The organism is Rhizobium sp. 18065, from assembly GCF_902706095.1.
Lineage (GTDB): Bacteria > Pseudomonadota > Alphaproteobacteria > Rhizobiales > Rhizobiaceae > Allorhizobium.
This window is the reverse complement of the sequence record NZ_CACSJP010000001.1, coordinates 564,510-590,773: the sequence shown is the minus strand read 5'-3', so window position 1 is coordinate 590,773 and position 26,264 is coordinate 564,510. Positions and strand designations below refer to the sequence as shown.

The window sequence follows — 26,264 nt, the reverse complement described above, 5'->3', positions numbered from 1 at the left end:
GCCCCTCGCGACCGACCGTCACGCCTTACTTGAAGCGATAGGTGATACGGCCCTTGGTCAGGTCATAGGGTGTCATTTCGACCAGCACCTTGTCGCCGGCGAGAACACGGATACGGTTCTTGCGCATCCGGCCGGCAGTGTGGGCGATGATCTCGTGCTCGTTTTCGAGCTTCACCCGGAACGTTGCGTTCGGCAGGAGTTCCGTGACGACGCCTGGAAATTCGAGGACTTCTTCTTTAGCCATTGAGCGGTTGTCTTCCTTGAGTTTAGCTTGGGGGCACAAGCCCCCTTAAAAATGTGCGCGGAAACTACACAATCGCCGGGGCTTTGTGAACCTAGTCGATCAGGCTTTTGGAATTTGTTTCGCGCGCAGCCGTTGAGGGCTTTTAGTGCGATCGGCCGGCAAAGGGAAGCCATGCTTTGCGCTTTGCGTGTCATCACTGGCGCAGGCGCGCCGGCCGCGCGTTCGATGCCCGGCCCCCGACTGTCGCTAGCGGGCGACGAAGCGGTCGATGATATGGCGTTTCAGCCGGTCGCGCACGTCGCGGTAGGCGTCGAGGATCTGCTCGCGCGTGCCCGTTGTTCCGGTCGGATCCGGCGTCGGCCAGTAGACCACCTCGACGGCGCTTGAGCGGGTCAGTTCCAGGGCTGCATGATGGGCTTCCGGCGACAGCGTCACCACGAGGTCGAAATAATCGTCCTCGAGGTCGTCGAGCGTCTGCGGCTGGCGGCGACCGAGGCTCAGGCCCTCTTCGTCGAGCACCGCATCGACGAAAGTATCGCGCTCGCCGCGCTTGACGCCAGCAGACGCGATATAGATGCCAGATGGCAACAGCGCGCGGGCCAGCGCTTCGGCGATCGGCGAGCGAATGGCATTCATGCCGCAGACAAAGAGTATGGCGCCCGGCCGGCGATGCTCCGGCGTGTCCAGTCGATCCGGCCCGGTCGGCGCGTCCTGCATGTCCGGCGCCATGCCGTCAGCCACGCCAGTAGAGCACGCAAACCAGCGTGAACAGGCGCCGCGCGGTGTCGAAATCGATCTTGATCTTGCCGGACAGGCGATCCATCAGCGTCTGCGAGCCGTCATTGTGGATGCCGCGGCGGCCCATGTCGATGGCCTCGATCTGTGACGGCGTCGAGGAGCGGATCGCCTCGTAATAGCTTTCGCAGATCATGAAATAGTCCTTGATGATCCGCCGGAAGGGCGTCAGCGACAGGATATGGGTGGCGACATCGGCACCCGCCTCGGTCTTGATCGACAGGACCAGCTTGCTGTCGACCAGCGACAGCATAAGCTTGTAGGGGCCGCCGGCATGGCCGGCCGGCTCGAACGAATTCTCCTCGATCAGGTCGAAGATCGCCACCGCACGCTCATGCTCGACGTCAGGGGTCGACCGGCCGATGGTCTCGTCCAGCACAACATCGCAGAGCCGGAAGACGCCGTCGGCCATGGCTCACCCTTCGAGATTGAGGCGGATCGCCACCGAACGCGCATGGGCGTCGAGGCCTTCCGATTTTGCCAGCGCAATGGCCGCCGGTGCCAGCTGGCGCAATTGTTCGGCACCGAGCCTCAGGATCGAGGTGCGCTTGACATAATCGAGCACCGAAAGACCCGAGGAGAACCGGGCCGAACGGGCGGTCGGCAGCACATGGTTCGATCCGCCGACATAATCGCCGATCACTTCCGGCGTATGGCGGCCGACAAAGATCGCACCGGCATTGCGGATCGCCTTGATCAGCGGCTCGGGATCGGCCACGGCCAGTTCCAGATGTTCGGCGGCAATGCGGTTGGCGAGCGGCACGGAGGCGTCAATGCTGTCCACCTTGATCACCGCACCGAAGTCACGCCAGCTGGCCGCTGCCGTTTCGGCGCGGCTCAGCGACTTCAGCTGACGTTCGACGGCGTCTTCGACCGCCTTGCCGAAGTCGGCATCATCGGTCATCAGGATCGACTGGGCGCCCGGATCATGTTCGGCCTGGGCGAGAAGATCGGCGGCCAGCCAGTCGGGATTGTTGTCGCTGTCGGCAATCACCAGCACTTCGGAAGGACCGGCGATCATGTCGATGCCGACCGTACCGAAGACCTGGCGCTTGGCGGCCGCCACATAGGCATTGCCCGGGCCGACGATCTTGGCGACCGGCGCGATCGTCTCGGTGCCGTAGGCAAGGGCTGCCACCGCCTGCGCACCACCGATGCGGTAGATCTCGGTGACGCCGGCGATCTGGGCAGCGGCCAGCACCGTCGGGTTGATGGTGCCGCCGGAGGCCGGCACGACCATGACGACACGCGGCACGCCGGCAACCTTGGCCGGCAGGGCATTCATCAGCACCGAACTCGGATAGCTGGCCGTGCCGCCCGGCACATAAAGCCCGACAGCATCGATCGCCGTCCAGCGCGAGCCGAGGCCGACGCCGATGGCGTCCTCGTAGATATCGTCCTTCGGCATCTGGCGGGCATGATGGCGCTCGATGCGCTCGGCGGCGAGCGTCAGGGCATCGAGCAGTTCCGGCGCGATGCCGGCGGTCGCCTCGGCGATCTCGGCCTCGGTGACACGCATCGCCACCTGAGCGAAATCGATGCCGTCGAACTTCAGCGAATAATCGGCGAGCGCCGCATCGCCACGGGCGCGCACGTCGTCGATGATCTTGCGCACCACATCATTGACGTCGTCGGAGACTTCGCGCTTGGTCGTCAGAAATGCGGCAAAGCGCGTCTCGAAATCGCCTGATGCCTGATCCAGCCAGATTGCCACGTCCCCACTCTTCCTTCTCAATATGTCGTGCGACCCGTCACCAGATCCCAACCGGCGCGTCCGTCAAATCCGTGTCAGTCGGCCTTGTGGTCCGGTCTGGACCCCGTGCCCCAGGCGCCGCCGGTATCGGTCAGCTGTGCCTCGATGCATTCCACATCAAGCGCGATCATGCCAGAACCGGACAGGACCAGTTCGATGACGCCATCAGGTCCCTCGCCCTTGGCGACAAAGCGGATGGCCAGCAGCGACAGGACCTCGTCGGCGCCGCTGCGGTCAAAGCCGATCGAGCGCACGGCCGAAACGCGCTTGAAGCCAAGCACCGCACGATGGCGCTCATAACCCTTGTCGGCCCCCTTCACCAATCCCCGGGCCGAAGCATCGGCCTTTTCCCAGACGAAACGATTGACCGTCAGGGAAAACAGGCCGGGACGCGGGGCAAAGGCCAGATCGCCGGTCTTGAACACCGCATCCTGCATATGGGCGGAGATGATCGAGAGATCATCCGTATCAAGCGCCAGAAGCTTCAAATCCGTCATGTCATCCTGCCCGTATCAACGGCAGCCCCAGGCGGCGGATCTTTGCGACCGCGTCCGTCCTGCGACTGCCTCACATCCTTTTGACATAGGTTGCCGCTTGTCCAGTGGCAACCGGGCAATGGGGCAAAAAGACTTGGGGGCCGATCAATCGCTGATGCGTTCGACCACGGCGCCGCAACGGGTGAGTTTCTCTTCCAGGCGCTCGAAGCCGCGATCAAGATGGTAGACACGGCTGACCATGGTTTCGCCTTCGGCGGCCAGGCCGGCAATGACCAGCGACACCGAGGCGCGCAGGTCGGTTGCCATGACCGGAGCGCCACGCAGGCGCGTCACGCCCTCGATGCGCGCCGTCTGGCCAGACAGGGTGATCTTGGCGCCGAGGCGGGCCAGTTCCTGCACATGCATGAAGCGGTTTTCGAAGATCGTCTCGGTGACATGCGACACACCCTGGGCGCGGGTCATCAGGCCCATGAACTGCGCCTGCAGGTCGGTCGGGAAACCGGGGAAAGGCTCGGTGACGATGTCGACCGGGCGGATGACATTGCCATGGCCAATGACGCGGATGCCGTTGTCGACCGCGATCAGCTCGGCGCCGGCGCGGCGGATCGCCTCGACGGCGGTATCCAGCAGCGTGATATCGGTGCCGGCCAGCGTCACGTCACCGCCGGTCATGGCGACCGCCATGGCATAGGTGCCGGTCTCGATGCGGTCCGGCAGGACGCGGTGGCGGGCGCCCGACAGGCTGGTCACGCCTTCGATGGTAATGGTCGAGGTGCCGGCGCCGGTGATCTTGGCGCCCATGGCGATCAGGCAGTTGGCGAGATCGACCACTTCCGGCTCGCGGGCGGCATTGCCGATCACGGTGGTGCCGCGGGCAAGCGAGGCCGCCATCAGCATGACATGGGTTGCGCCGACCGAAACCTTCGGGAAGGTGTAGTTGGCGCCGATCAGGCCGCCCTTCGGCGCGGTTGCATTGATATAGCCGCTGTCGATTTCAAGCTCGGCGCCGAGCGCAGCCAGGCCTTCGAGGAAGAGGTCGACCGGACGCGTGCCGATGGCGCAACCGCCCGGCAGCGAGACGCGCGCTCTGCCTTCGCGGGCGAGCAGCGGTCCGATGACCCAGAAACTGGCGCGCATCTTCGACACCAGCTCGTAAGGAGCGGTGGTCTCGGCGATCGTGCGGCAGGTGAAATGCACCGTGCGCGAATAGGAGCCGTCCTGGTGTTCGCGGCGGCCGTTGACCGAGACGTCGACACCGTGATTGCCGAGGATGCGCAGAAGATTTTCGACGTCGGCCAGATGCGGGACGTTTTCCAGCGTCAGTGTATCGGACGTCAGAAGCGAGGCGATCATCAGCGGCAGGGCCGCATTCTTGGCGCCGGAAATCGGGATGATCCCGTTGAGCTCATTGCCACCGACAATCCTGATGCGATCCATGTAAGCCTACGATACGGGCAGAGCCCGCCTTTCCTGAACAATAAGGGATGACGCCAGATGGCGAGGATGGGTGTTTAGACGAAAAGCGGCAGCGGTTCAATTCGCCGCATACACTCGCCTTTAATCAGCAGGTTTGGACGAATTTGCGGCAGGCAGGCCATCGGTATCATCGGCCTCGCCGGCGCGGCGCGCGCGCTGCTGCTGTTTGCGACGCTGGAGATTTTCCTTGAGCTTCTTGGCCGCCCGCAGACGACGATGATCGGCCTCGGTCAGTTGCTGCGGCTTGCCGCCGTTTTCCGCCGCCCCTTGCGGGGTTTTCGCGGCCGCGGTGGAAAAACCTTGGTTTTCCGGGATTTTCTGATCATCGCTCATGCCGCCCTGATAGCGAAAAACCGCATCCCTGGCCAGAGACTTCGCAAGCTGAGCGGTGCAAAACACAAATCTTGCAGACCTATTTCGATTTGCGGCTTGCACTCGCCATCAAGCTATGGCAATAGGCCCCTCGTTCCGAAGCGACGACTGTCCGCTTCGCCGGATGCTGCTATAGCTCAGGGGTAGAGCACTCCCTTGGTAAGGGAGAGGCCGAGAGTTCAAATCTCTCTAGCAGCACCATTCCATCCCATTGAAATCATTGAAGCCCTTGCATTCCAGGGCATTATGCTCATTCTTCCGTTACAAACGACGTTACAGAATGGAAGAGTTCAATGGCCCGCCAGCTACGCCATTTGTTGAATCGAGACGGTCGCTATTTTGCGCGACTGGTTATCCCGAATGCGTTGAGACCCTACCTTAACGATCGGACCGAATTGCGCGAACCGTTAGGTCCTGATCGCAAGATTGCCATTTCCAAGCTCTACTCAGCAGTAGCCCAGTTGCGATTCAAGATCTTGCAAGCTGCAGAGAAAGCAGCCTTGCAGCAAGGCAAGCCAGTGGAGTATGGGCGGTATCCACTGCCGGTCGATCAGATCGCCTTGAGAAACTACCATGAACGATTGGCCTTCGACTCCGAGCTTCGTCAGACGAGCCATGCCTATGCCAGCGTCGGGATCGATGATCGACTGGTAGCAATGCTGCGCGAAGGTGCAGCAGGCAGACTTACGGACAGTGTGCTTGAGACACTCGTTGGGCAACGTATTACTCGATACACGCAACTTGGAAACACAACGGCAAGCCAGGGCACACCCGAATGGCGCGGGCTGGCAATGGCTCTTTGTGGGTCGGAGCTCGAGGCGCTTGCGCGCGCCGCCGAGCGCGATGAAGGAGACTATACCGGACAACCAAACAGCCCGATGCTTGTAGCGGCGGAGATCCAAGTGGACGAGTTGCCGCCTGTCGAATTGAGGAATCTGTTCGATCGCTACATCACGGAATTGAAGGCAAACGGCAAAGGGACCGAGGCCGAGAAACGCTGGAGGCCCGTGATTGAAGACCTCATTGCCTTCGCGAAAACAAAGGACGCGCGGAAGATAAATAAGAAGACGTTGGTTGCCTGGAAAGACACCAAGATAAAGACGCTATCTCCACGCACCGTCAAAGACGTCTATCTGACGGCCGTGAACGCGGTCTTCAACTGGGCCATCTCGAACGACCTACTGGACGAGAACCCTGCCTCAACCATAAAGCTAAAGGTTGCGCCCAAGGTGCTGAACCGCCCCAAAGGCTTCACGCGAGACGAAGCTACCCGGATCCTGAAGTTCTCCCTCGCCTACCAACCGAAACCATCGAGCAATCCCCAGACACAAGAAAAGCCGCAGACGAGTGCAGCGAAGAACTGGGCTCCGCTCCTTTGCGCCTTTTCGGGTGCCCGGATTTCTGAAATTACGCAGCTGCGCAAAGAAGATATACGGATGGAAGGTGATACTGCGGTCATGCGGATCACGCCCGAGGCTGGCAAGGTAAAGACACGGCAGTATCGGGACGTTCCACTTCACAAGCAAATCATTGATAAGGGATTTCTAGAATTTGTAGAGACCTCGCCATCTGGGCCACTTTTCTATCCAGTTATGGCCGGCAAACGGAAGGCAGATCCGGCCCAAACGGTATCTGGGCGCATCTCAAACTGGCTGCAGAAGGAAGGCATTATCCCTGACGAAGTTTCGCCGAACCATGGATGGCGTCACGCCTTCAAGACGACCGGCCGGGAGGTCGAGATAGACAGCCGAATCCTGGATGCCATTGCTGGTCACGCATCGAGAACTGCTGGGGAAGACTACGGTGACGTCACCGTGATTGCCAAGAAGAAAGCCATTGATAGGCTGCCGTTCTTTGCCGTTTAGGTATGCGCTTGGCCCAGGCGCCAGACTGGCGCACAGGCCCAGATGCGGTCAGCGATTCTGCATCGTGTGGACTGGAAATTCCGCGCGCCAGAACCGAGGCATCAACGCTCGCATGGAGACGCACTGAGCCGTCAGGGGGAAAGGCTGAAGCTGATGGGATCCCTGGGAAAAACTCATGCACGTTCGATGAGAATAAAAAAATCAGCTCGCCCATTGACGTCGCCGTCACTGTCACCCTATGGTGACGCTATAGGAGACGCACTATGACAAAGACATCGACCGAACGAATGCGCGAGCTGCGGGCACGCAAGAAGCAAGCAAAAAAGGCTGCGGAGAATGCTCTGGCGGCGGCGACGTATGTAAAACCCCTTTCCGACTTTTTTAGTGAAACGAATAGATCTGGATTTGGCGATCACTTTTTGATGCTCGGCGACAATTGGTGGGATTTCTCCAACGATGGTCCGCTCCTGCCGCTCGCTGACGATGCTCTCGAAGAAGGGCAGAAGCGGCTCGCCTCCAACTCGCTCGGGAAAGCCGAAATGGTTATCGATCTGCTCGGCGACGTGGTCAGCACCCTCACCCAGGATCTCAACGACTATAAGCGCGCAGAGATTCAAAGCAGGATCCGCGAGATCGAGGAATCCGACCTTTCGGAAGCAACTGCGCGAAAAAGCGCAGTTGCTCAAATCATAAAACTTCAAAAGATGCTGACTGAACTCGACACTCAGGTGCGATGGACATTTCCAAAATGGAATGTTGGTGCGGATTGACGCCCGCTTAGAAACGCCCGCCGGGAACGCCGGGTTCCTTACTCAAATACCCTGAGCATGCGGTCGACACTCGACCAACCTATTCGCGTGTCCAGTTTCAACCAGACCACCGCCTCGGTTCTGGCACGGGAACGCCTACCCTTTTCTCGAATCCGCAACCATTGCGGTTATCAAATTCTACCCGACAATCAGGAACACAGAACATGACCAGCTACGACCTTCAAGATCTTGCACTCAACGATTTTGATCTCTCCGGAAATAACCCGGTGATCGAGATGGAAATAGCGCTGGCGCCTATCGAACCAGCCCCCAAAGCTGACGAGGCGACGGAGCCCAGGGACACGTTGGAGACCAGGTTTGACTACTCCGGTGTGTCGGAGGCTGTTGCCGCAGAAGCAGAGGAAGCTGCGCGAAAGATCCGCGACCGGCTGCGGGGGAGCATTATCGACACGGGAAGCGACCTGATCGCAATTAAAGAGAAACTCCGACATGGCAAGTTCGGCGCGTGGCTGACGTTCCATTTCAATATGTCCGAGCGAACAGCGCAAAATTTCATGAACGCGGCCGCAGCATTCGCCGATACTCCCAAGGTTGTTGATCTCTTGCCACCAGCCACCGTCTACAAGCTTGCCGCAAAGGGCGCGCCGCTGGAGGTGCGGCAGTCCGTCGTAAATCAAATCGCAGCCGGCGCCACACCTTCGCAGAAGGAAATCGAAGCTCGCCTCGCATCCGCGAAGGGAGAAGAACGGAAGAAGCGGGATCAGGTGCGCGCAGAACAGGAAGAAGCGAAGGCTTGGAGTGCCCGCGAAAGAGAGTTGCAGGCTGCAGGGAGATCCGATGAGGACATCACGGCAGAAAGAAATCGTTGGAACGCAAAGAAGGCCCGCAAGGATCGCAAGCGTGAAAAGCTGGCCGACGAAGAGAAGACCAGGGCGCAAAGGAGTCAGCGGGCTGCCGAAGAGCTGATGCAGCGGCAGCAGGAAATGGAGACATTTGCGACAAAGGCCGCAACGATCCTCAAGAAGCGGCTTGCCGACAAGTTCGACGAGTTTCGTGAAATCATCCTGAAGGTTGATTTTGAGAAGTTTAAGCAGGCCATGCAGAACGCGTGAACGACCAAGCCAAATCGATGCATAGGTCCGCAGCGAAGACTGCGGGCCATTTAAATTGCGTGGATGCTATCGGACCTCGACCACCTGCAGCCGATCGAACTACGTCGTCGTCTCCACCTTCTCCCAACCCAGCATATGCTCGTTCTTATCCAGCCAGGCCTTGCGCTCCTGCCAGTCCGGCAGCACGCGCCCGACGAGGTCCCAGAATTCCGGCTCGTGGTTGCGGTGCTTCAGATGGCACATCTCGTGGACCACGGCGTATTCCAGCACAGGCTTCGGTGCAAAGATCAGGTGCCAGTTGAGGTTGATCTGCCGGTCCTGGCCGCAGCTGCCCCACATGTGCTTCTGGTCCTTGACCTGCACGCCGCGCGGCTTCAGCCCATGGCGTTCGCCATGCTTGCGCACAAAATCGCGGGCGTCGTCGCGCACGCGGCGTTTCAGCCAGAGACGGAGCGCGCTCTCGATGATGGTGTCGGATGACTCCGGCGAGAGGTGGGCGGGCTTGCGGATCTGGAAACCGTTGCGGTAACTCACCTCGACCAGGGAGCCGTCGAAGGGTTCGATGGTGAGCCTTGTCATGCGGCCGCGATAGGGGATCTTGGCGCCGGTCACGAACTGGTAGACGCGTGTCTGCGCCTTGGCGCGTTCTGCCATGTGCTGCACGGTTTCGATGATCCATGCGCGCCGACGGTTCAGCACGGCGCCGATCTGCTCGTCGGTCGCGCCTTCCGGCACCAGGAGCTCGAAGGATTTTGGCGTGACGCTGAGGCTCGCTTTGCGCGCCCTGGGCGATCGCCGCAGAGTGTATTCGATCTCTTGGCTGCCGATGCGATAGACGGCCATGTCACTGCCCCGCGAAATGCTTGAGCGCGTAGGCCTCGACCTCTTCCGGGATCGCCCTGAGCTGTGTCAGGCCGGCCTCATGCGCCATGGAGCGCACCTGCTGCCGCAAGCTCCGGCGCAAACCATCCTTCTCCCACCAGCCGAACGGTGCCGTCACCTGATTGGTGTAGAGCCCCTCCAATCGGATTGCCAAATCCTCACCCTCCGGCCCCGAGGTGAAGCCGTTGAGGATCTGCAGGATGCCATAGGCGCCGGGAGAGAGGCCTGCTTCGACATGCGCGGCGTCCTCAGCGGTGATGTCCTTCGCCACCTCTTCCGCTGCCTTCAACTTCTCCGACCAGGAGATCTGCGCGCTTTCGAGCTTTTCCAGAAGCTGGCGCAAGCGCTCGGAGAACTTGCCGTATTGGTGCGGGCTGTCGTCAATCCGCTCGGTGACGGTCTTGCGCAACTCCGTCGTCTTACGGATCGCTGCGGTCATCAAGTCTTCCTCGGTCTTGCCCTCAGGATCGAAATCCTCCCAGAATTCCGGATCGGTGATGTGGCGCAGCTTCACGGTGACGCTCAGACCCGTCGCTTCCAGATGCTTTTCCAGCATCTCGCGGATCTTCTCGCTGTAGTTCATCTGGTCGAAGGCCTGACGCTTTTCGAAGTGCTGCGTGCCATAGAGCAGGAAATTGGCGACCCATTTCAGATCGGTGGTGAACTCGAGAACGCTCGGGTCCGGGCTCAGCGTTTCATAGAGCGCTATGAAGCTGCGCGCCTTAGCCTTGAAGTCGAACCACTTGTCCTCGGTGCCGAGCAGCTTCACGAAGGCATCATATTCCGCCTTCAGTCCGTCCTTGTCGCTCGCCTTGCGTTTCACAGACTTCATCAGCGCGGCGACGGCGGAATGCGCTGCCCGCAGCTGGTTGCGCAGATCGTCTAGGTCGCGCATGGCGTTCTTCACGTCATCGGCGCGGTAGGAGGAAAGCGCCTCCTCCAAATGGCCGGAGACGCCGATGTAATCAACGATCAGCCCGTTGCGCTTCCTGGCGTCAGAGACGCGATTGGTGCGGGCAATCGCCTGCAGCAGGCCGTGTTCCTTGAGCGGCTTATCGAGATACATTACGCTCTCGATCGGGCAGTCGAAGCCGGTCAGCAGCTTGTCGCAGACGATCAGGAACTGCGGATCGTCGCCCTGGCGGCCAAAGGCCTTCTTCGCCAGCTTTTCGGCCTCGGCATCCAGATAATGCGCCTTCAGCTCAGTGCGGATCGCCTGCTTGTGCGCATCCTCGCTCGGCTTGCTGTCTTCCTGGTTGATCGAATAGACGCAGGCCGACATGGCATCGGCGCGGGCGAGCGACTCGGCGGGCTCCATGCCCTCGGCCTTGAGGTCTTCGGCGATGACCTTGGTCAGCGCCTGCTTGTAGAGGATCACCGCCTCGCGATCGATGGCTACGATCTGCGCCTTGAAGCCGTCAGGCTGGGCATATTGCTTGAAATGCGTCCAGATGTCGTAGGCGATCAGTTCAATGCGGCGCGGATGCTTGACCAGATCTTCGATCTGCACGCCGCGCTTCTTGATCTCGTTGAGCTTGTCGTCGTCCAGCTCGGCAAACCAGGTGTCGAACAGGATGTCGATCTTGGCCTCATCAATATGCCAGTCGGTCTTGCGCCCGGTGTAGTAGATCGGCACGGTCGCGCCGTCGGCCACGGCGTCATCGATGCCATATTTGTCGAGATAGCCTTCGCCTTGCACGCCGAAGTTCTCGTAGGTGTTCTTGTCGTCCTTCTTCACCGGCGTCCCGGTGAAGCCAAAGAAGTGGGCGTTGGGCAGCGTCGCGCGCAGATAAGCGCCGAGATCCTTTTCCTGGGTGCGGTGCGCCTCGTCCACCATCACGATCCAGTTTTCCGAGTTAGCAATCGCCTCCTTCGAGCCCTGAAATTTGAAGATGGTGGAAAGCGCGGTGTGTCCGTCCTTGCCGCTGCGGATCAGCGCGTGCAGATCCCTAATGCTCTCGATCGCCGTCGGGTTTGGCAGGCCGCAGGCGACAAAGGTGCCGCTGATCTGGCTGTGCAGGTCCACCCGGTCGGTCAGCACCAGAATGTTCGGGTTGGTCAGCGCCTCGGACTGGATCGTCCTGTGCGTCTTCAGCTTCAGCGCGGCAAAAACCATGGTCAGCGATTTACCGCTGCCCTGGGTGTGCCAGATCAGCCCCTGCCGATGCTTGCCCTCAATCACGCGCTCGACGATACGGTTGACGGCGCGGAACTGCTGGTAGCGGCAAATCTTCTTGATCGTGCCGGTCTCGGTCTTTTCGAAGACGACGTAATGCGCGATCAGGTCGAGCAGACGGTTCGGCTCCAGCAGGCACCAGAGGCCCTTGGCGAGCGTGTCGGGGAAATCACCCTCCACCTTAGGCCAGGGATCGCGCCAACAGGCGTAGTATTTCGAGCCGGATCCGGTCGCGCCATAAAGCACCAGGGCGCCATCGGTCACAATGTTGAAGACATTGGAGAAGAACAGGCGCGGAATGTCCTGCTCATATTGCCTGATCTGCTCGAACGCCTCGCCGGTCTTGTCCTTGATGTTGAGCGGGCTTTTCGCCTCGATCACAACAAGCGGAATGCCGTTCACATAAATGACGACATCAGGCTTGCGAGTGTTCTCCGCCTTCACCCGCAACTGATGCGTCACGCAAAACCGGTTGTTGGCCGTGTCGAGAAAATCGATCACCCGCAGCGTCTGGCGCGTCTCTTGGCCGGTCACCTTGCGGGCATAATCGCCGCGCAGCACCTTCAGCCAAGCCTCGTTGTCGCTGATCGCCGCAAGCTCCCCATAGGCGGCCTCAGCCGAGGTGCGGTCGATCCCGTTGATGCGCATCAGCGCCTCAATCAGCTGCGGGCGAAACAGAACCTGGTTTTCGCCGTCGCGAAGAGTGGCGTGCTCTGCCGGTGCCACGAAGCCATAGCCCATGGCCTTCAGATGCTCGATCGTCGGACGCTCGGCAAAATGCCATTCGGGGCCGTGGCTCATGGGGCGCTTACTCCGCTGCCATGGGAAGAGCGTCGGTGACACGCTTGCGGCCGGTGAGGAGGTCAGACATGAGCGCGGATTTCAACTGCAACTGCTGGCTAAGCCTCGAGGTCGCAACCGAAATCGCGGCGTCGAACGACTTTGAAATCCTAACGATTTCGGACTGCTCGCTGAGGTCTGGTAGTCTGACTGGAAACTGCTTCACCTGTGTCGAATTGATTGAGGCTAGGTTGGTGCTTCGCTTGGAGCACGACTGGAAATAGGCTTTACCGCTTCGAGACGCGGTTAGTGTTGCCAAAAACTCTGGGATAAGTCGCTCCTGGTCAGCGCGAACCGCGAACACATGATTCTGATGCAGGCACGGCTCGACGGAGCCGTCCCAGACATCGCCCCGCCCCAGTTTGTCGTAGTCACCGCCCTCAGTCATCAGAACGTCGCCCTTACGAAGGCTGTAACGCTCGAATTGGCCACGGCTGACGGAGATGGTCTGTAGATCGGAAAGATCAACATACCCGTCCTGCACGTTGGCGACCCGCAAATATGGTAACTCGACTGCGTCGGGGATCTCCTTCTTGTTTTTGGCAAGTCCAGTGCGAACTGACGCAACACCTTGCAGTTCAACGACGTCCCATCCCTCCGGGATCTCCCCGACCTGCGTCTGCTTGAAACGCGTGTGGCCGATGCCTTTGGTGAGCAGGCGTTCCAGCACGCCCTGTTTGACCTTTCTGGTCTGCTCGACCACCGCGCGCGTTACCGCAATGGCCTCATCGACGCTGGACAGGATTTCGGCGATCCGTCGCTGTTCGTGGAGTGGGGGCCACAAGTGCCTCATCTGACGGGCCTTTTTCAATCCAATGAAAGGTTGGGCGCCCCCGTCGACAGGCCAAGAGTCTTTGTTGTTCAGCAGGTAGTAAGCGAAAAGGATGTCGCTATCACTTCGTCCATCGTCAATAACGGTTATGGTGTTCTTAATTGCGCTCCATTTTCCTCGCGCGAAAAAGCATCGACCGCTGTTAGCGCCGATTGCACTCACCACGACCGCCTCAGAATCAAAGTGGAAAAACGGTAGCCTGCCATCGGCTCCGCTGGCACTGAATGTGAGATAACCATCATCCGTATAGGCCGCTTTTGTGATCGAGGTATCGCCCCAGTTAACATCCAAACGGCTTGAAAGCTCAGTTTCGATCCACCCGCTCGGAACCTCATGCGACATAGCCAAGCTCCCGCAGAAAGCCCATCATTCGCGCTTCTGCCGCATCTCGCTCGGCCTGGAGCTCAACCAGCTTTTCCACTTCCGCCGCGACATCGACCTCCTCCGCCTCTTCGCCCAGATGCACATAGCGGCTGATATTGAGGTTGAAATCATTCGCTTCGATTTCGCTCACCGGCACCAGCCGCGCCAGCCGCTCGGCATCAGCAAAATCGCCAAAAGCCTTGGCCAGCGTCGCGACATTGGCCTCCGACAGATAGTTCTGCGCCTTGCCTTCGACGAACTGCGCGGCGCCGTTGACGACCAGGATCTGGCCCTTCCGTGGCAGCGGCTTCTGTTTTCGCAAGATCAGGATACAGGCCGGAATGCTCGCGCCGTAGAACAGGTTGGGTGCCAGGCCGATGACGGCCTCGATCAGGTCATCCTTGATCAGCCCCTCGCGGATCTTGCCCTCGGCCCCGCCGCGAAACAGCACGCCATGCGGCAGCACCACGCCGCAGATGCCGTCTTCCTTGAGGCTCGCTACCATATGCTGCACGAAGGCAAGGTCGCCATAGGATTTCGGCGGGCAGCCATAACGGTCGCGGCCAAAAACATCGCCCTTCGACCAGACATCATGGCCCCAGCTTTTCAGCGAAAACGGCGGATTGGCCAGCACCCGGTCAAAAGTGCGGATGGCCTTCACGCTGTCGCCCGTCAGGTGTTTCGGCTCCAGCAACGTGTCGCCGCGTGCCACTTGCGCATCATCGATATCATGCAGGAACAGGTTCATCTGGCAGATGGCCCAGGTGTTAAGGTTCCGCTCCTGGCCGAACAGCGACAGGCTTTTGGGGTTCTTGCCCTGCCGCTCCAGATGATGCACCGCCTCCAGGAGCATGCCGCCCGAACCGCAGGTCGGGTCATAGATTGACATGCCTTCGTCCGGCTTCAGGCATTCGACGATCAGCCGCACGACCATCTTCGGCGTATAGAACTCGCCGCCCTTCTTGCCGGCGTCATCGGCAAACTGCGCGATCAGATATTCATAGGCCTGGCCCAGAACATCCGGCTCGACATCGGCATTGCGCAACCGGTAGGTCTCGAAATGCTGCAGCAGCTTTTCCAGCATGGCATCCGGAAAGCGCTCCTTGTTGTTGAAATCGACATCCTGGAAGACGCCGCGCAGCTTCATGTTCGCGTCTTCAATGGCGCGGAAGGCAGCGTTCAGATGGGTGCCGATATCGGTCGTGTGCTTGCGCACATCCTTCCAGAAATGGCCCTTGGGAATATCGAAGCGGTGCTCATCGGGATCAGCCGCCAGATCGGCATCGTGATAACGCGCCAGCCGCTCCTCATACTCTTCCTCCCAGACATCCGAGAGGCGCTTGAAGAATAGAAGACCGAAAATGTAGTGCTTGTAATCGCCCGAATCGATCGATCCCCGCAGGATATCCGCCGCCCGCCAGAGATGGGTTTCCAGCTGCGCCAAGCTCAACGTTGTCATTTATGCTCATCCCTTGCATCAGCCGCAGGCCGATCTTACCAAATCGCCGCGCGCCGGCAAATTATCTGGACAAATGCAATAAAGCGAATAGAAATTTGCGACACAATTTGCGGTCGAGCTGCGGACAGGCACTTGTAGTCAAGCCAAGTATTGCGTGATTGAAAATTCGAAACTCTCCCGAGACCTTGATCGGGGGCACTCAGATAAAGTGTAAAGGGGGATAGTTTGGAGTCTACGTCTTTGTCGAAGGCCGCGCTTGCACTCGTTCAATATCACCGCTGGTGGCTGAGTTATGACTTACTGCATATCAGCCGGGTGACACGGCAAGCCAACAGGCTCAGCGGCGCCTGCGTCCGATCTATTGCGAAGAACTATGGCGTTGCGCGAGGGATCCGAAGCTCTGGTAAAGACGCTCACGGGAATTACGATAATTTAGCTGCAGAAAGAATTGCAGCATTGATCAATCACCACTCTGATATGGGTGACTTCACTGGAAATCTTTCATCGAAATTCGAGATATGCCTAAATATCGTTAGTGAACTAAACCCGCCAGAACGAATAGAAGAAGCGGTAACTCACAACGATTTTGTTTCAGGCGTCACAAAGCTGGTTTGGTTCGTTAGCCCTCGTCACTGGACTATGTTTGATAGTTATGCAGCAAGGGCCGTCAAGACAAAAAACAGTGCGACAGGACATCAAACAGTTCCTTTTTCCACCAAGCAGCGTGGGATTGATTTCTATAAAAGGCTGCAATTTGCAGGTTTTGAAACACTGGCAACCGACGTCAACCACTGGCTTTCAGACGCTCCGGCTCCATTTCATCTTTTAAGCGGTGAACGAGTGATCGACGCGTATTTGTGGCAACACGGCGCAAAAGAAATTCGGCCGTCGGCGGAAGAAACTGCCGAGTGTCATCTGACCGGCCTAGGCCCGCTGGGTGGGGATTTGCGTGTGCTTGCTCACGACTTTGGCGATCGCTTTGGCGCGCGGCTTGAAAAATTCATGGCTGCCGCCTCACAATTCGAGCGAAGATCGTAGGAAATTTATCGAGTTCGAAGCATACTTGTCACAAATATGTGCAAAGCCAAGCGCTGCAAGCGTCATTTCTCTGTCATCGCGTTAAAGTTCGCCAATACGCCCGGTCAAATGATTGAGCTCACTTGGGCGAACACCCCATCCGATTTCCTTTTCAAACCAGGAGAGCGCTTCAGCGAGCGACTGGATTATCTGGACCTGGGTCAGCGTCGGCCGTTCCCACCCACCGTTCATGTTACCACTTTTCATTGTTGATCCAGACTGATGATTTTTGCTGGCGCGAACGTTTCCAGCTTTTTCAATCCTGAAACCATGCCCCTACCAACCATCGGCGTGCCGATCGCACCTTTCAACCAGCATTCCTTTTTTGGCTTGATGTAAGTGAAGGCGACGCAGCTCTTCTCATCGATACAAGCAAGTCGACAGTCTAGGGGCGTCCTCGCCGAGCGTTCCGGCCGGCGTGACAGATCACCACCGGGTAGGTCGATATCGTCGTAGAGAGCCGACTGAGGATCGATTGTTCCGAGCGTCAGGCTTGATGGGTCTTCCTCGGCTGCACTGAGGAAGCGACCCGAGAAGGCGACGCTATTGCCATCGGCACGTCCAGTGCTGGATTTCAGGAAGCAGTTCGGCCCCCTCTTTATCTTGGGGTTTGCATTGAAGGTGAACGCTTTGCACTGGCCATCCATGACCAGACAGCTGTTTGCACACGCTCCAGCGTCGTCAACGCGCAGCGAGGATATGTCGTCGCCAAACAGATCCAGCCCGGCATAGACCGCTATGCGGTTCGGTCGTTTTGTGAACTCCTCGAGCGGAGACAACTTGGTTACTGGCGCACGATCTGCAGTCAGTGGCATTTCAGCCGACGCGATAGGTGCGTTGACCGGCGCAGTGGAAGAGTTGGACGCGGCCACGGACGGTCCCGGGACGTTTACCACTGTTGCGCCGCCAGGCTCATCTGCTGCACGATTCAGTTGATACCGCTCGATTTCCTCAGGGGTGAAGACATGCATGTCGTCCGGCGGCGTCTTGAACATGACGTGCATCACATCCATCGGAGTTCCGAACCGGTTCAGAACTTCGATTATGTCCGAAATAGCCAGCTGCGCTCCAATAAGATCCGGCGAGTCCGAGGATATCTGGTGGACGCCCAGTTCGCCGTCGACTTTACGTTCGTTGCCCGCTAGGAAAACGAAAGAGCACGCAGAGTGGCATCTGCTGCCCTTCGGGATATATGTGGCAAGCTTACGCTGATGGATATCGTCTGCTATCAGGAGGCCCATCTGCACATTGCCACCTGGGCTGTTGAGTGTAACCAACCTGGCATTTGGTGCCGCTTGAAGCGCGCGGCGAAAGCTCAACCCGGAATTGATGTCAATCTCGCCGTTCAGTGCGATGACCCCAGCGTTATCATCATCGACAATGAAAGGCCCAAATACTTTCTCGCCGGCCAACGCACTCCAAGCCAAAATGAGCGACAAAAGAGCGCTGGTGACAACAGCTTGAAATCTCATACTCATGAACACTTCCCCTTACCCAAGTTCATCAAACTATATTGGCTCAGGAGGAGCAAGCTGCTTGATGGTCACACGTGACCTACTTTTGATTGCAGTTAACTGGCTCTTTGGTTGCGCCGGATACTCCTGACGCCCTTGCGGGACATCCCACGCAGGATCTTCAATTCATGCAATAAGTTCTGCGGGATATCGGAAAACGCAGGGGAAGCGGGCAAGCACAAATGAGCGTTCCGGATTGAAGCACGGGGCCGAGAGCTTAACCGGCCCCTCAGCGAATTCGCTTAACGGGCTTCCCAAAACGTGATGAATCTGAATCTCTGGTGTAAATTGGAGGTTTGCGATGGCCCCAGCGATTTCATTGCGGGGGATTTTTTTTGACGGGGGAGCACCTGCGGCATCTGGGACGTCAGACCAAGAACGCCGACCAGATACAGCGGCTAATAGCGCTTGCTCCGATCTATAACAGCTTCTCGCGCTCGGTTGCCGCGCAGTTGGGCGACGTCACGCTTCAGATCGTGCGCGACCACACCCTGGATCTGACCGGAGGTATATGATGGCGTGGGATACTAAATATTGGGACATATTGGATCAGATATATTGGTGGCCGCGTTACTCTGGCTATCGATCTATCAGTCAACGTCACTGGATCAGAGAGAGCGGAAGGGTATCTATTCCAGAAGAAATGGTAAATCCGTCGGGACCCCTCTATTCTCGCGAACGAAAAGCGGATGAACTTCGCGACTATTTGCTGGGCAGCGAGGAAATACTCAATCATTTATTCGATTTGACATTTTCGATTGCGCCGGACGCACTCATTCGAGATCTCTTCCTGCAGCCGCTGGGATTTGAGGACACCGGTAGCTTCGAGAGTATAGGCAGAGAAACTGCTGCCCGCTACGGATGGGGCAAGTCAGAAAATATCACTCAACACGACGGCCTATTCATCAGCGAACGCTCAGCTGTTGCGATCGAACTCAAGTTGCGGTCTTCGAGCTGGCCCGAGCAGATTGCGAAATACGCTGCAATCTTGGCTTGGGAGGAGTTGGCGTTCGGAGAAAAAGACAATCTTGGGCTCATGTTTATCGTTCCACAGAACGCGATCGCAGGTCACTGGAAAAAATGTGGTCTCAACGGCCCCGTAATAGAAAGCACTTGGCTCGACCGCGAGTGGCGAAAGGGTTTGCCCAAATCGATCGAGCATTTGTTTGTTCAAGAACGCGCTGCGGTTCGATCGGTTGTCGATCGTCTTACTTTGAATGTTATGAGTTGGAGCGAGCTTTACGCGGCACTCCAGATGATCGGAGCGGGCCTCGACCAGGCCGATGCGGGGCAGCAGACTTTGTATCGTCTTATTCGAGGCTTCCTAAGTCAGTTGGAACGGCATCGTGAGACCGGTATCGACACTTAGCGCCGCATCCGGGTGGCGACCTGCACTTTTCCTTTTTGAGCGATTGCGTAGAATTGTCCCTACTGAGGCACACATTGACGCGTCAGTAGGGGGAGCGTCCAAAGGCGATTTGACAGCTATCTATTCGCAGCCGTCGGATTCTCTGCCGATGGGACGACAAGCGTTCCACCGGCAAGCAATGCCTGGATGACACCTTGAGCAACCCAGCTCGGCGGCTTCATACGAGCACCGGCGGCCTTGCGGATGACCGCCAGCCACGCCAGCTCATCGGTGCTCAATGCACTACCCATCATGTTTTCGAACAGGTCGATCGCTTCGTCGTTGAAGAACTGCTTCAGGGCATGCTGAAACAACTGCCTCGGATCACAAGCCAGCGCATCCGCGGCATCGACAACTCGATCGAGCGGAAGCTTGGCCTTGCCATCGAGGACCCACCTCAGGACCCTTGCAATGGAGCCTGCCTCTCCATCAATGTCATCAGGCTTCAAGCCGATCATCAACGCTCTCTCAGATACAAATTCCTGGATCGACAAATTGCTCATATTAGAAACTCCTGCATCAGCGTGTGTGTGCTTTCTTTATAGCGCTGCAGTTGTGGAGACGCAGAGACCGCGGCCGGGAAAGCAGAAGGTCGTCTACTGGTGCTACTGCCTCGCCAGTGCGCAGTGGTTTGGGACTACGCTGTTCAACGGAGACCTGATTCTTGCCGCTCGCGCCAATACTGCCTCTTCAATCGTCCGAGGTAGAGATGCCCGGCAGCTCACCTATCGGTAGCCTCAGCACGATGAGCCTCGGTTTGAAGCAGGTGCATATCGGTCGCGCAATCGACCGGCTGGATTTCATTTCCGTCAGCGAAGCTTGCACCTCAATGGACATGAACCAAAGACGCGAAAGGGCTCCACGCGTATTCACCTGGCAGCATTTCGATTGGTGGATGTTTACATAGTGGTTGACGAAGTTTACCTGCCGCACAGAGAGGTAAACTTTTGACCTTAAAAAGCGCCGAAATCACCATCTTTGGTTGCGCCAATGTTGTCATAAAATCCGAAATGGTTGCGGATTTCTGCCGAAACGTAACATTAAGTTTCCCAGATGTTTACGTTTTTGGCGGGTTGAGCGCTTTTTTCTCCCGATGTAAACTTATTGAGACCCGCGCAGGTTGTGGGAACACTGGCTATGCGGGCCAAGGTCTCAGCCAGTTCACAATTACCCTGGATAGTCAGCCTGAACAGGTGCCCCTCGCGGAGATCTCGAGTCGGACCCCTTGCTTCCCAGCGGCGGAAACATATCCGCGCATCATCTGCAATCGCGCCACGGTTCTAATCCGGCGGGCACGATAGAGGCGATACGACGAGGTGGGATTGCCGAGCCGGGTGAACCAATGCTGCATATCTCCACTGTCGCGCTCGCCGAGGACGGTCGTTTCCAGCGCGCCTACATTATGTTCACGCCGAGTTGGTGCCGCAGATCCTCCTGTATGGGGTGGATGATCAGTCCCGGCTGATTACAGTGCTCTCCGCCGGGACAGTGAAGTCCTAGAATAATCGGGACGGCGTCATGGGGATGCCCTTTGTGTCGGCAGCGTCCCCAGGACCTATCCTCCTCTGCCGAAAACAGACAGCGATGACCACAGGCAGGCGCCGCCTGCCGGAGACTATCATTACGTCAAACCTGCCACGGATCGCGCCAGCGCGAATCCTCGAGTCAATGATGCACCATCCATTGGTGATGTCGTTCAGGTTTAGCGGTTGCATCTGGATCACCTAGCTGTAAGTGGCCGGGATGAGGGTCGGCCGCGAGCGCCATCCTGATTCGGTCTCTTGAGCGGACACATGACAAATGAGCATCACACGGCCGGCGCTTTCGGTGCCCCTGAGGACGATAAAGACGCCTGTGCCGGGTATTCTTGGAACGCTGGAATACCAATGGGTGGATCTGTCGAGGACGCAGAAGCGATTTACCGGTCGGTGGTCCCTGGAACCGGAGATAGACCTCGGCACATTCACGACACGCGCGGTTATCGACTGGCTGATGGTTGAGGTGCAGCTAAATCGGTCAACGCAATTCCAGTGGATCCAACGCGATATTGAGGCCTATTTCGACCGTCTGCCCGGCATTCACAACTGCCTACCCATGCAGAACGATGCTTCGTCACGCTTCCGAATAACCATACAGGAGCCGGACATACCAGCGGTTCTGAAGGCGGTCGCCGCGATCGAGACAAAATATGGTTTCGCGGAACAACCTGGCGTGGCCGGGATCGAGATCAGTGTGGACTTCACGCCCAGAACTCCCGATCACATAGCCCGCGCTCGCATGGTTCGTGTTTTGTCGAACCATCTTCTTGTGAGCCGGGATCTGTTGGCGCATCCACTTGACCGACCGAGAACTGTCTGGGGGCAGCGACCCAAGGTATTGCATCTGCTAGACGGTTTCGGGGTAGCAGTCCAAGCTCCCTTCTCCGATGGAACAGTCGAGTTCGGCGCCAAGAATGCCGAAGTCCGATGGAGAGTGATGGACAAGACAATCGACGAACAGAACCGAGGAGCCGGCACTTTCCTGGCATTGGAGGAAACAGACAAGCGAGCGCGCGTCGAGGTTACCTTGGCCTCGCCGGAGCTCAGGAAGATTGGCATCAACAGACTGAACGACCTGGCCATGTTGAATTTCACCCAACTTCAGGGAAGATACTTTCGGTTCTCACATCCTACGTTCCCCGGAGGAGCAGTGCTTCGTCGAGGACACCCGGCAGCGATGAACCTCTGGCTGCACCGGCAGCGCATCAACGCTTTCGAGGTAACCGGCAACCTTGGGGTAAAAGCATTGGATGACCGAGCCGCGAAACACCGTTCCCACCTGAGAAAGCACGAGCTTACCAAAATTCATCAGTTAGGACTTTGTATGCCGCGCCCCGATCGAACCGCCATTGGCAAGGATGGGACGTTCGTGGCTTACACCGAGATGAACCTGCGGGTTCGGACCGCGCTGCGAAATTTGGGAAGGCGCGTCGCCGACGGATTCGTCTCAGGTGTTTGAAAGTGGGACATAGTAGCCGAGGTATAGTCTGTGCATAGGATTGAATGGAAAGGGTTGAGAGGGAATAGAGCCAGTTATTAGGTTTCCTCTTTCGAAGTTCCATTGAAATCTCGGCGCAGCAGGGCTTCTCAGGCCACCGGATCTTCTCGATGGCATCACAACACAGTCACAAATTCTTGCGAATGATCGAGGTAGGTCTCGGCGCCGAGAGTAGGATGGGACGAATTCGGCTGTCGCGGATGTGCGGCGCCGCTTGTGCTCCATGGGACGGAGCAGCTATCTATACACAGACAGCTTCGTCGAGATTATCAGAACGTAGAGCTGAAACGCGGTAGGGAAAGTTCGATGAGCTCGCGCAGCGTGGGCGTAGCGTAGCAAGTGCCAAGACACGGGAAGCCAGATGATGAAGGAACAGCCGTTGGAGCAAGCCGGCACGCCTGGCCCGTCTCAGTTGGATGTCGACACTTGGCGGATCCTCAAGAAGGCGTTGCGGACGGGGCTTTCTGACAGAGGCTTGGATGTCGGAAACGACGAAGCCTCCCTCATGACCAGGTTCATGTTGGAGCAGATTGAGAAGAGTGGCCTGCGCGTTGTGCCTTTGAAGCCCACATCGGAGATGCATGAGGCGATTAAAATGGCGCTGAACCAGGGCAAGCGGATGTCGGTTGCCTGGGTCAGAGGGCGCACCAAGCAGTTTTGGCGATGGAAAGCCGCCGTTGATGCCGCCCCAAACTGGCGTCGGGGCTATGCACAGGATCTGGTAGCGAAGGGTGATCCTCGACCAGAGCCTGAACTGTCATCAGGACAGATTTGACGAAACCGCAACGGTTGCGGCTTTCGAAATGGTCTCACAGAGCTCAGAATGGCAGATCGTGCGAGGAACGACCGCCAGCAGCTTTCAGCGGCCCACATCGTCTTACGTGTTTCAATGGGAGAGCTGGGATGAACGGCGAGAAGAACGCCACGGACGCTCATGGGAGGCGAGGAGCAATGTCTACATCAGGACCGTATAGGACACCCGGCGAAATTGCGGCGACAAACAAAGACATTCCATCCGTGGCAGCGACTGAGGTCCATGTCCAGCGGTGTCAACGACGTCTATTGCTGAACAAGTTGCCCGGATGAGGAGACGTCTGAGCCGCGTCAGTTCGCCAAGGACCTGTCAGTGACTGATAAAATCATAATGGAGTATCTCGCGCGGTAAGATTCGCGCCGTTGTCTTGGCGCGCTGAATTCGTTCAAATCAACGGCGCGGACGCAGTGCTAGGTGTGAAAATTATCACACCACGGTGCCTTTCCAAGGCTCACACAACCCTCGGATTGTGCCGGCCAATAGAGGCGTAAGCTGCCGAGTGGTCGAGAATGCTTCAATCACCATAAAGCATTGAGCAACTCTCATCGCCATCTCAAATCGCAACTGCGGCAACGGAATTTCGCCAAACAATAAACATGATGAAAACAATCAAGTTCAAACTTGACTCTTTTGTTCATGTTAAATACGACCGCCTTGCAGTTAAATTTGAGGGGTCAAATCATGAAATTCCGGGGTCGAGCGACGCCTTGCGCGTCATTGCAGCATCATGTCCAAATGCTGGCTGCGAGCGCTGCCTTTGTTGCCGTTTGCTTACCAACACCAGCTCTGGCCGAGGACACAGTCCTTGACCAGATCGTCGTCTCGACGCGCTCGGACAAAAAGCTCCTCGACGTGCCGCAGAACATCACGGTCGTGACCCGCGAGGAGCTTCAAGACTACAATATCCGTGACATCCAGGATCTGGTGCGCCGCGAACCCGGTGTTTCTGTCGCTCGCCCGACATCAATCACCAATCCCTGGGGCCAGCTCAGTAGCTTCACGATCCGCGGCATGGGCGGCAACCGTGTATTGACGATGGTCGACGGCTCCCGTGTCCAGGAACTGATCACCGACGGCAGCCGCGACTTCTTCGACATGAGCAATTTCAAGTCGGTTGAAATCGTGCGCGGACCCAATTCGGTGCTCTGGGGTGCGGACGCACTCGGCGGCTCTGTGATGTTTAGAACACTCGATCCATCCGACCTGCTCGCAGACACGGACAAGCCCTGGGCGCTTGAGCTGAGGAGCAGCTATGACAGCTTCGACAGCAGCTGGAAGAAGCAGATCACAGGGGCCTATGACTTCGGCGACATCCAGGTTCTGGGCAGCTATGGCCATACATCTGCAAGCGAGGCGGAACTGAGCAACGCAAGAGCCGACGGCGGCATCTGGGGTTGCTCACGATTGAACTTCGGTTGCGATCAGCTCTTTCCTGCCGACACCGATGTCGACAATGCCCTGCTGAAAATGGTCTGGACACCGGACGCGCAAAACACCGTCAAGCTGACCGGCGAACTGTTCGGCCGCGCGACCGAGGTTCTGCAGCTCTACGACATGAGCGCCTCGACTACCGGCGTCCCAACGACGACGTCCTACATCAACGATCCCTATGTGCGCGACCTCGACATGAGCCGCAAGCGGATTGCCCTTGAGCATGAGTGGTTGGCCGATCAGCCGTGGCTCGACAGCCTGAACTGGCGGATTTCCTACTCTCCGCAGGAGCGGACAACCGACAGCAATCAGCGGCGCGTCTATTCGAACCGGATCCAGCTGCACAATCAATACCGCGATTACAGCGAAACCTTCTTCGAAGGCGACATCCAGCTGAAGTCGAGCTTCGACCTCGGCGCAACTCATCATGCGCTGACCTACGGCTTCGACGGCGACCGGACCCAGGGTGACTATGAGGGAACGAATACGACCTACAATGCCCTGACCGGGGTCACCACGGTCGCGACCAACCAGGGTTTCAGCTTCCCCCGTGTCGAGACCCAGCGCGCAGATATCTATCTTCAAGATGAGATTTCTCTTCTCGATGATCGGCTCACGCTGACGCCCGGTGTGCGCCTCGCGACCTACTCCATCGATCCCACCGGCGACGCCAGCTATCCCGGCCTGCCTGGATACTCTCCGGCCAAGCAGGACAGCACCGAACTGCTCAAGGCGTTCAGCGCCACCTACAAGCTCGACGAGACCTATTCCGTCTATGCCTCTTACGGGGAAGGCTTCAAGATGCCGACATCGGCACAGCTCTTCCAGTCGAGCACAGATCCGTTCAGTGGCAGCTCGATCATCCCGAACCCGGACCTTCGACCGGAATCCGTTCAGAGCTACGAGATTGGCCTGCGTGGCGAATACGAGCGAGGCTTTTTCAGCGTCAATAGCTTCTACGCCGACTACCACGACTTCATCCGTAGCCTGCAGGAAACCACCATCCCCAACGGGTCTGGGACGCCGGTCACGGCCTACACCTCCAACAATGTCGAGGATGTGCAGCTCTGGGGCGTCGAGTTTTCTGGCGAATACGAGGTGCTCGACTTCACCACACTCTCGGCCAACCTAAGCTGGAGCAAGGGCCGGCAGAAAGTGAACGCAGCGTCTGCGACAACCGCGTTCGACGGAGCGGTGCCCTTTATGGCTGTGCTTGGCGTCAAGCACGAATTGCCGGACTACAATCTGCAGTTTGAACTCTTCGGCACCTTTGCCGCCGGTCGCACGGAAGCCAGCAGCGCGGCCTATTATCTGCCTTCCGGCTATGCCGTCTTCGACGCATACGCAAAGTGGGAACCGAAGCAGAATGTCGAGGTGACTTTTGGCATCGAGAACATCTTCGATCGTCGCTACTTCCCCAACACATTGACGGGTTTCAACACGGTTCCAAGCTCGACCGCCGTCGCCAACGTCAACCCGCTGGAACTGCAGACCGGCGCGGGCCGGACCTTCAAGATCGGTGCCACGGTAAAATTCTGAGCCAACGAG

Annotated in this window: 22 protein-coding genes and 1 tRNA gene; 10 read left to right on the top strand and 13 right to left on the bottom strand. The window is 57.9% G+C overall.

Going from position 1 to position 26,264, the window contains the following annotated elements:
• Positions 1-25: 25 nt before the first annotated feature.
• From infA to GVK95_RS02745, 7 genes are all read right to left on the bottom strand, one after another.
• A complete protein-coding gene (gene infA / locus GVK95_RS02775; protein ID WP_004435948.1) occupies positions 26-244 on the bottom strand; it encodes a translation initiation factor IF-1 in 219 nt (72 codons plus the stop codon).
• Positions 245-490: 246 nt separating this feature from the next.
• Positions 491-961 carry a low molecular weight phosphatase family protein gene (locus GVK95_RS02770; protein ID WP_159947448.1) on the bottom strand — a complete coding sequence of 157 codons (471 nt, stop codon included), beginning with the start codon at positions 959-961 and terminating at the stop codon, positions 491-493.
• Positions 962-977: 16 nt separating this feature from the next.
• Positions 978-1,451 (bottom strand): UPF0262 family protein, encoded by a 474-nt coding sequence (locus GVK95_RS02765; RefSeq protein WP_159946348.1) that lies wholly within the window; start codon positions 1,449-1,451, stop codon positions 978-980.
• A 3-nt stretch (positions 1,452-1,454) separates the two neighbouring features.
• On the bottom strand, positions 1,455-2,753 hold the full coding sequence (hisD, locus tag GVK95_RS02760) for a histidinol dehydrogenase (protein WP_159946347.1): 1,299 nt from the start codon (positions 2,751-2,753) through the stop codon (positions 1,455-1,457).
• A gap of 74 nt (positions 2,754-2,827) precedes the next feature.
• Entirely contained in the window at positions 2,828-3,289 is a 462-nt protein-coding gene (locus GVK95_RS02755; RefSeq protein WP_159946346.1) for a DUF2948 family protein, read from the bottom strand.
• Between the two features lie 144 nt (positions 3,290-3,433).
• Complete coding sequence (gene murA / locus GVK95_RS02750; RefSeq protein ID WP_159946345.1) at positions 3,434-4,726, bottom strand: UDP-N-acetylglucosamine 1-carboxyvinyltransferase; 1,293 nt, start codon at positions 4,724-4,726, stop codon at positions 3,434-3,436.
• Between the two features lie 120 nt (positions 4,727-4,846).
• Positions 4,847-5,098, bottom strand: coding sequence for a hypothetical protein (locus tag GVK95_RS02745; protein WP_159946344.1), 252 nt, complete (start codon positions 5,096-5,098; stop codon positions 4,847-4,849).
• A gap of 165 nt (positions 5,099-5,263) precedes the next feature.
• On the opposite strand from GVK95_RS02745, the gene GVK95_RS02740 reads away from it, so the two are divergent.
• The 4 genes from GVK95_RS02740 (at position 5,264) to GVK95_RS02725 (ending at position 8,884) form a co-directional block, all read left to right on the top strand.
• Positions 5,264-5,338: transfer RNA gene (locus GVK95_RS02740), tRNA-Thr, on the top strand.
• Positions 5,339-5,430: 92 nt separating this feature from the next.
• Positions 5,431-7,002, top strand: a complete 1,572-nt coding sequence (locus GVK95_RS02735; RefSeq protein ID WP_159946343.1) for a tyrosine-type recombinase/integrase — start codon at positions 5,431-5,433, stop codon at positions 7,000-7,002.
• A 263-nt stretch (positions 7,003-7,265) separates the two neighbouring features.
• On the top strand, positions 7,266-7,772 hold the full coding sequence (locus GVK95_RS02730) for a hypothetical protein (protein WP_159946342.1): 507 nt from the start codon (positions 7,266-7,268) through the stop codon (positions 7,770-7,772).
• Positions 7,773-7,975: 203 nt separating this feature from the next.
• On the top strand, positions 7,976-8,884 hold the full coding sequence (locus GVK95_RS02725) for a DUF3102 domain-containing protein (RefSeq protein WP_159946340.1): 909 nt from the start codon (positions 7,976-7,978) through the stop codon (positions 8,882-8,884).
• A gap of 99 nt (positions 8,885-8,983) precedes the next feature.
• Here the strand turns inward: GVK95_RS02725 and GVK95_RS02720 are convergent, their stop codons facing one another.
• From GVK95_RS02720 to GVK95_RS02705, 4 genes are read right to left on the bottom strand one after another with little or no spacing between them, the layout of a single operon-like run.
• Positions 8,984-9,727 carry a SprT family zinc-dependent metalloprotease gene (locus tag GVK95_RS02720; protein ID WP_159946338.1) on the bottom strand — a complete coding sequence of 248 codons (744 nt, stop codon included), beginning with the start codon at positions 9,725-9,727 and terminating at the stop codon, positions 8,984-8,986.
• A 1-nt stretch (position 9,728) separates the two neighbouring features.
• The gene (locus GVK95_RS02715; RefSeq protein WP_159946336.1) at positions 9,729-12,743 is read right to left on the bottom strand and encodes a type I restriction endonuclease subunit R; all 3,015 of its coding nucleotides are present in this window, start codon (positions 12,741-12,743) and stop codon (positions 9,729-9,731) included.
• A 7-nt stretch (positions 12,744-12,750) separates the two neighbouring features.
• On the bottom strand, positions 12,751-13,956 hold the full coding sequence (locus GVK95_RS02710; protein ID WP_159946334.1) for a restriction endonuclease subunit S: 1,206 nt from the start codon (positions 13,954-13,956) through the stop codon (positions 12,751-12,753).
• Positions 13,946-15,436, bottom strand: coding sequence for a type I restriction-modification system subunit M (locus GVK95_RS02705; RefSeq protein ID WP_159946332.1), 1,491 nt, complete (start codon positions 15,434-15,436; stop codon positions 13,946-13,948). Before GVK95_RS02705 ends, GVK95_RS02710 begins: the two co-directional genes overlap by 11 nt.
• Before the next feature lie 240 nt (positions 15,437-15,676).
• Between GVK95_RS02705 and GVK95_RS02700 the strand changes: the two genes are divergently transcribed.
• Complete coding sequence (locus GVK95_RS02700) at positions 15,677-16,474, top strand: hypothetical protein (protein WP_159946330.1); 798 nt, start codon at positions 15,677-15,679, stop codon at positions 16,472-16,474.
• Positions 16,475-16,716: 242 nt separating this feature from the next.
• On the opposite strand, the gene GVK95_RS02695 is transcribed toward GVK95_RS02700, so the two are convergent.
• On the bottom strand, positions 16,717-17,991 hold the full coding sequence (locus GVK95_RS02695) for a PAN domain-containing protein (protein WP_244618627.1): 1,275 nt from the start codon (positions 17,989-17,991) through the stop codon (positions 16,717-16,719).
• A gap of 371 nt (positions 17,992-18,362) precedes the next feature.
• Here GVK95_RS02695 and GVK95_RS02690 point away from each other — a divergent pair, with 371 nt between their 5' ends.
• Both GVK95_RS02690 and GVK95_RS02685 read left to right on the top strand, forming a co-directional pair.
• Positions 18,363-18,542, top strand: a complete 180-nt coding sequence (locus GVK95_RS02690; RefSeq protein ID WP_159946328.1) for a hypothetical protein — start codon at positions 18,363-18,365, stop codon at positions 18,540-18,542.
• Positions 18,542-19,396, top strand: coding sequence for a hypothetical protein (locus GVK95_RS02685; protein ID WP_159946326.1), 855 nt, complete (start codon positions 18,542-18,544; stop codon positions 19,394-19,396). Before GVK95_RS02690 ends, GVK95_RS02685 begins: the two co-directional genes overlap by 1 nt.
• Before the next feature lie 116 nt (positions 19,397-19,512).
• Here the strand turns inward: GVK95_RS02685 and GVK95_RS02680 are convergent, their stop codons facing one another.
• Positions 19,513-19,938, bottom strand: coding sequence for a hypothetical protein (locus tag GVK95_RS02680; protein ID WP_159946324.1), 426 nt, complete (start codon positions 19,936-19,938; stop codon positions 19,513-19,515).
• 1,297 nt (positions 19,939-21,235) lie between these two features.
• Between GVK95_RS02680 and GVK95_RS02675 the strand changes: the two genes are divergently transcribed.
• From GVK95_RS02675 to GVK95_RS02665, 3 genes are all read left to right on the top strand, one after another.
• Positions 21,236-22,432, top strand: coding sequence for a hypothetical protein (locus tag GVK95_RS02675; protein WP_159946322.1), 1,197 nt, complete (start codon positions 21,236-21,238; stop codon positions 22,430-22,432).
• Between the two features lie 400 nt (positions 22,433-22,832).
• The gene (locus GVK95_RS02670; protein ID WP_159946320.1) at positions 22,833-23,246 is read left to right on the top strand and encodes a hypothetical protein; all 414 of its coding nucleotides are present in this window, start codon (positions 22,833-22,835) and stop codon (positions 23,244-23,246) included.
• Between the two features lie 774 nt (positions 23,247-24,020).
• A complete protein-coding gene (locus GVK95_RS02665; protein WP_159946318.1) occupies positions 24,021-26,255 on the top strand; it encodes a TonB-dependent hemoglobin/transferrin/lactoferrin family receptor in 2,235 nt (744 codons plus the stop codon).
• Positions 26,256-26,264: the final 9 nt, after the last annotated feature.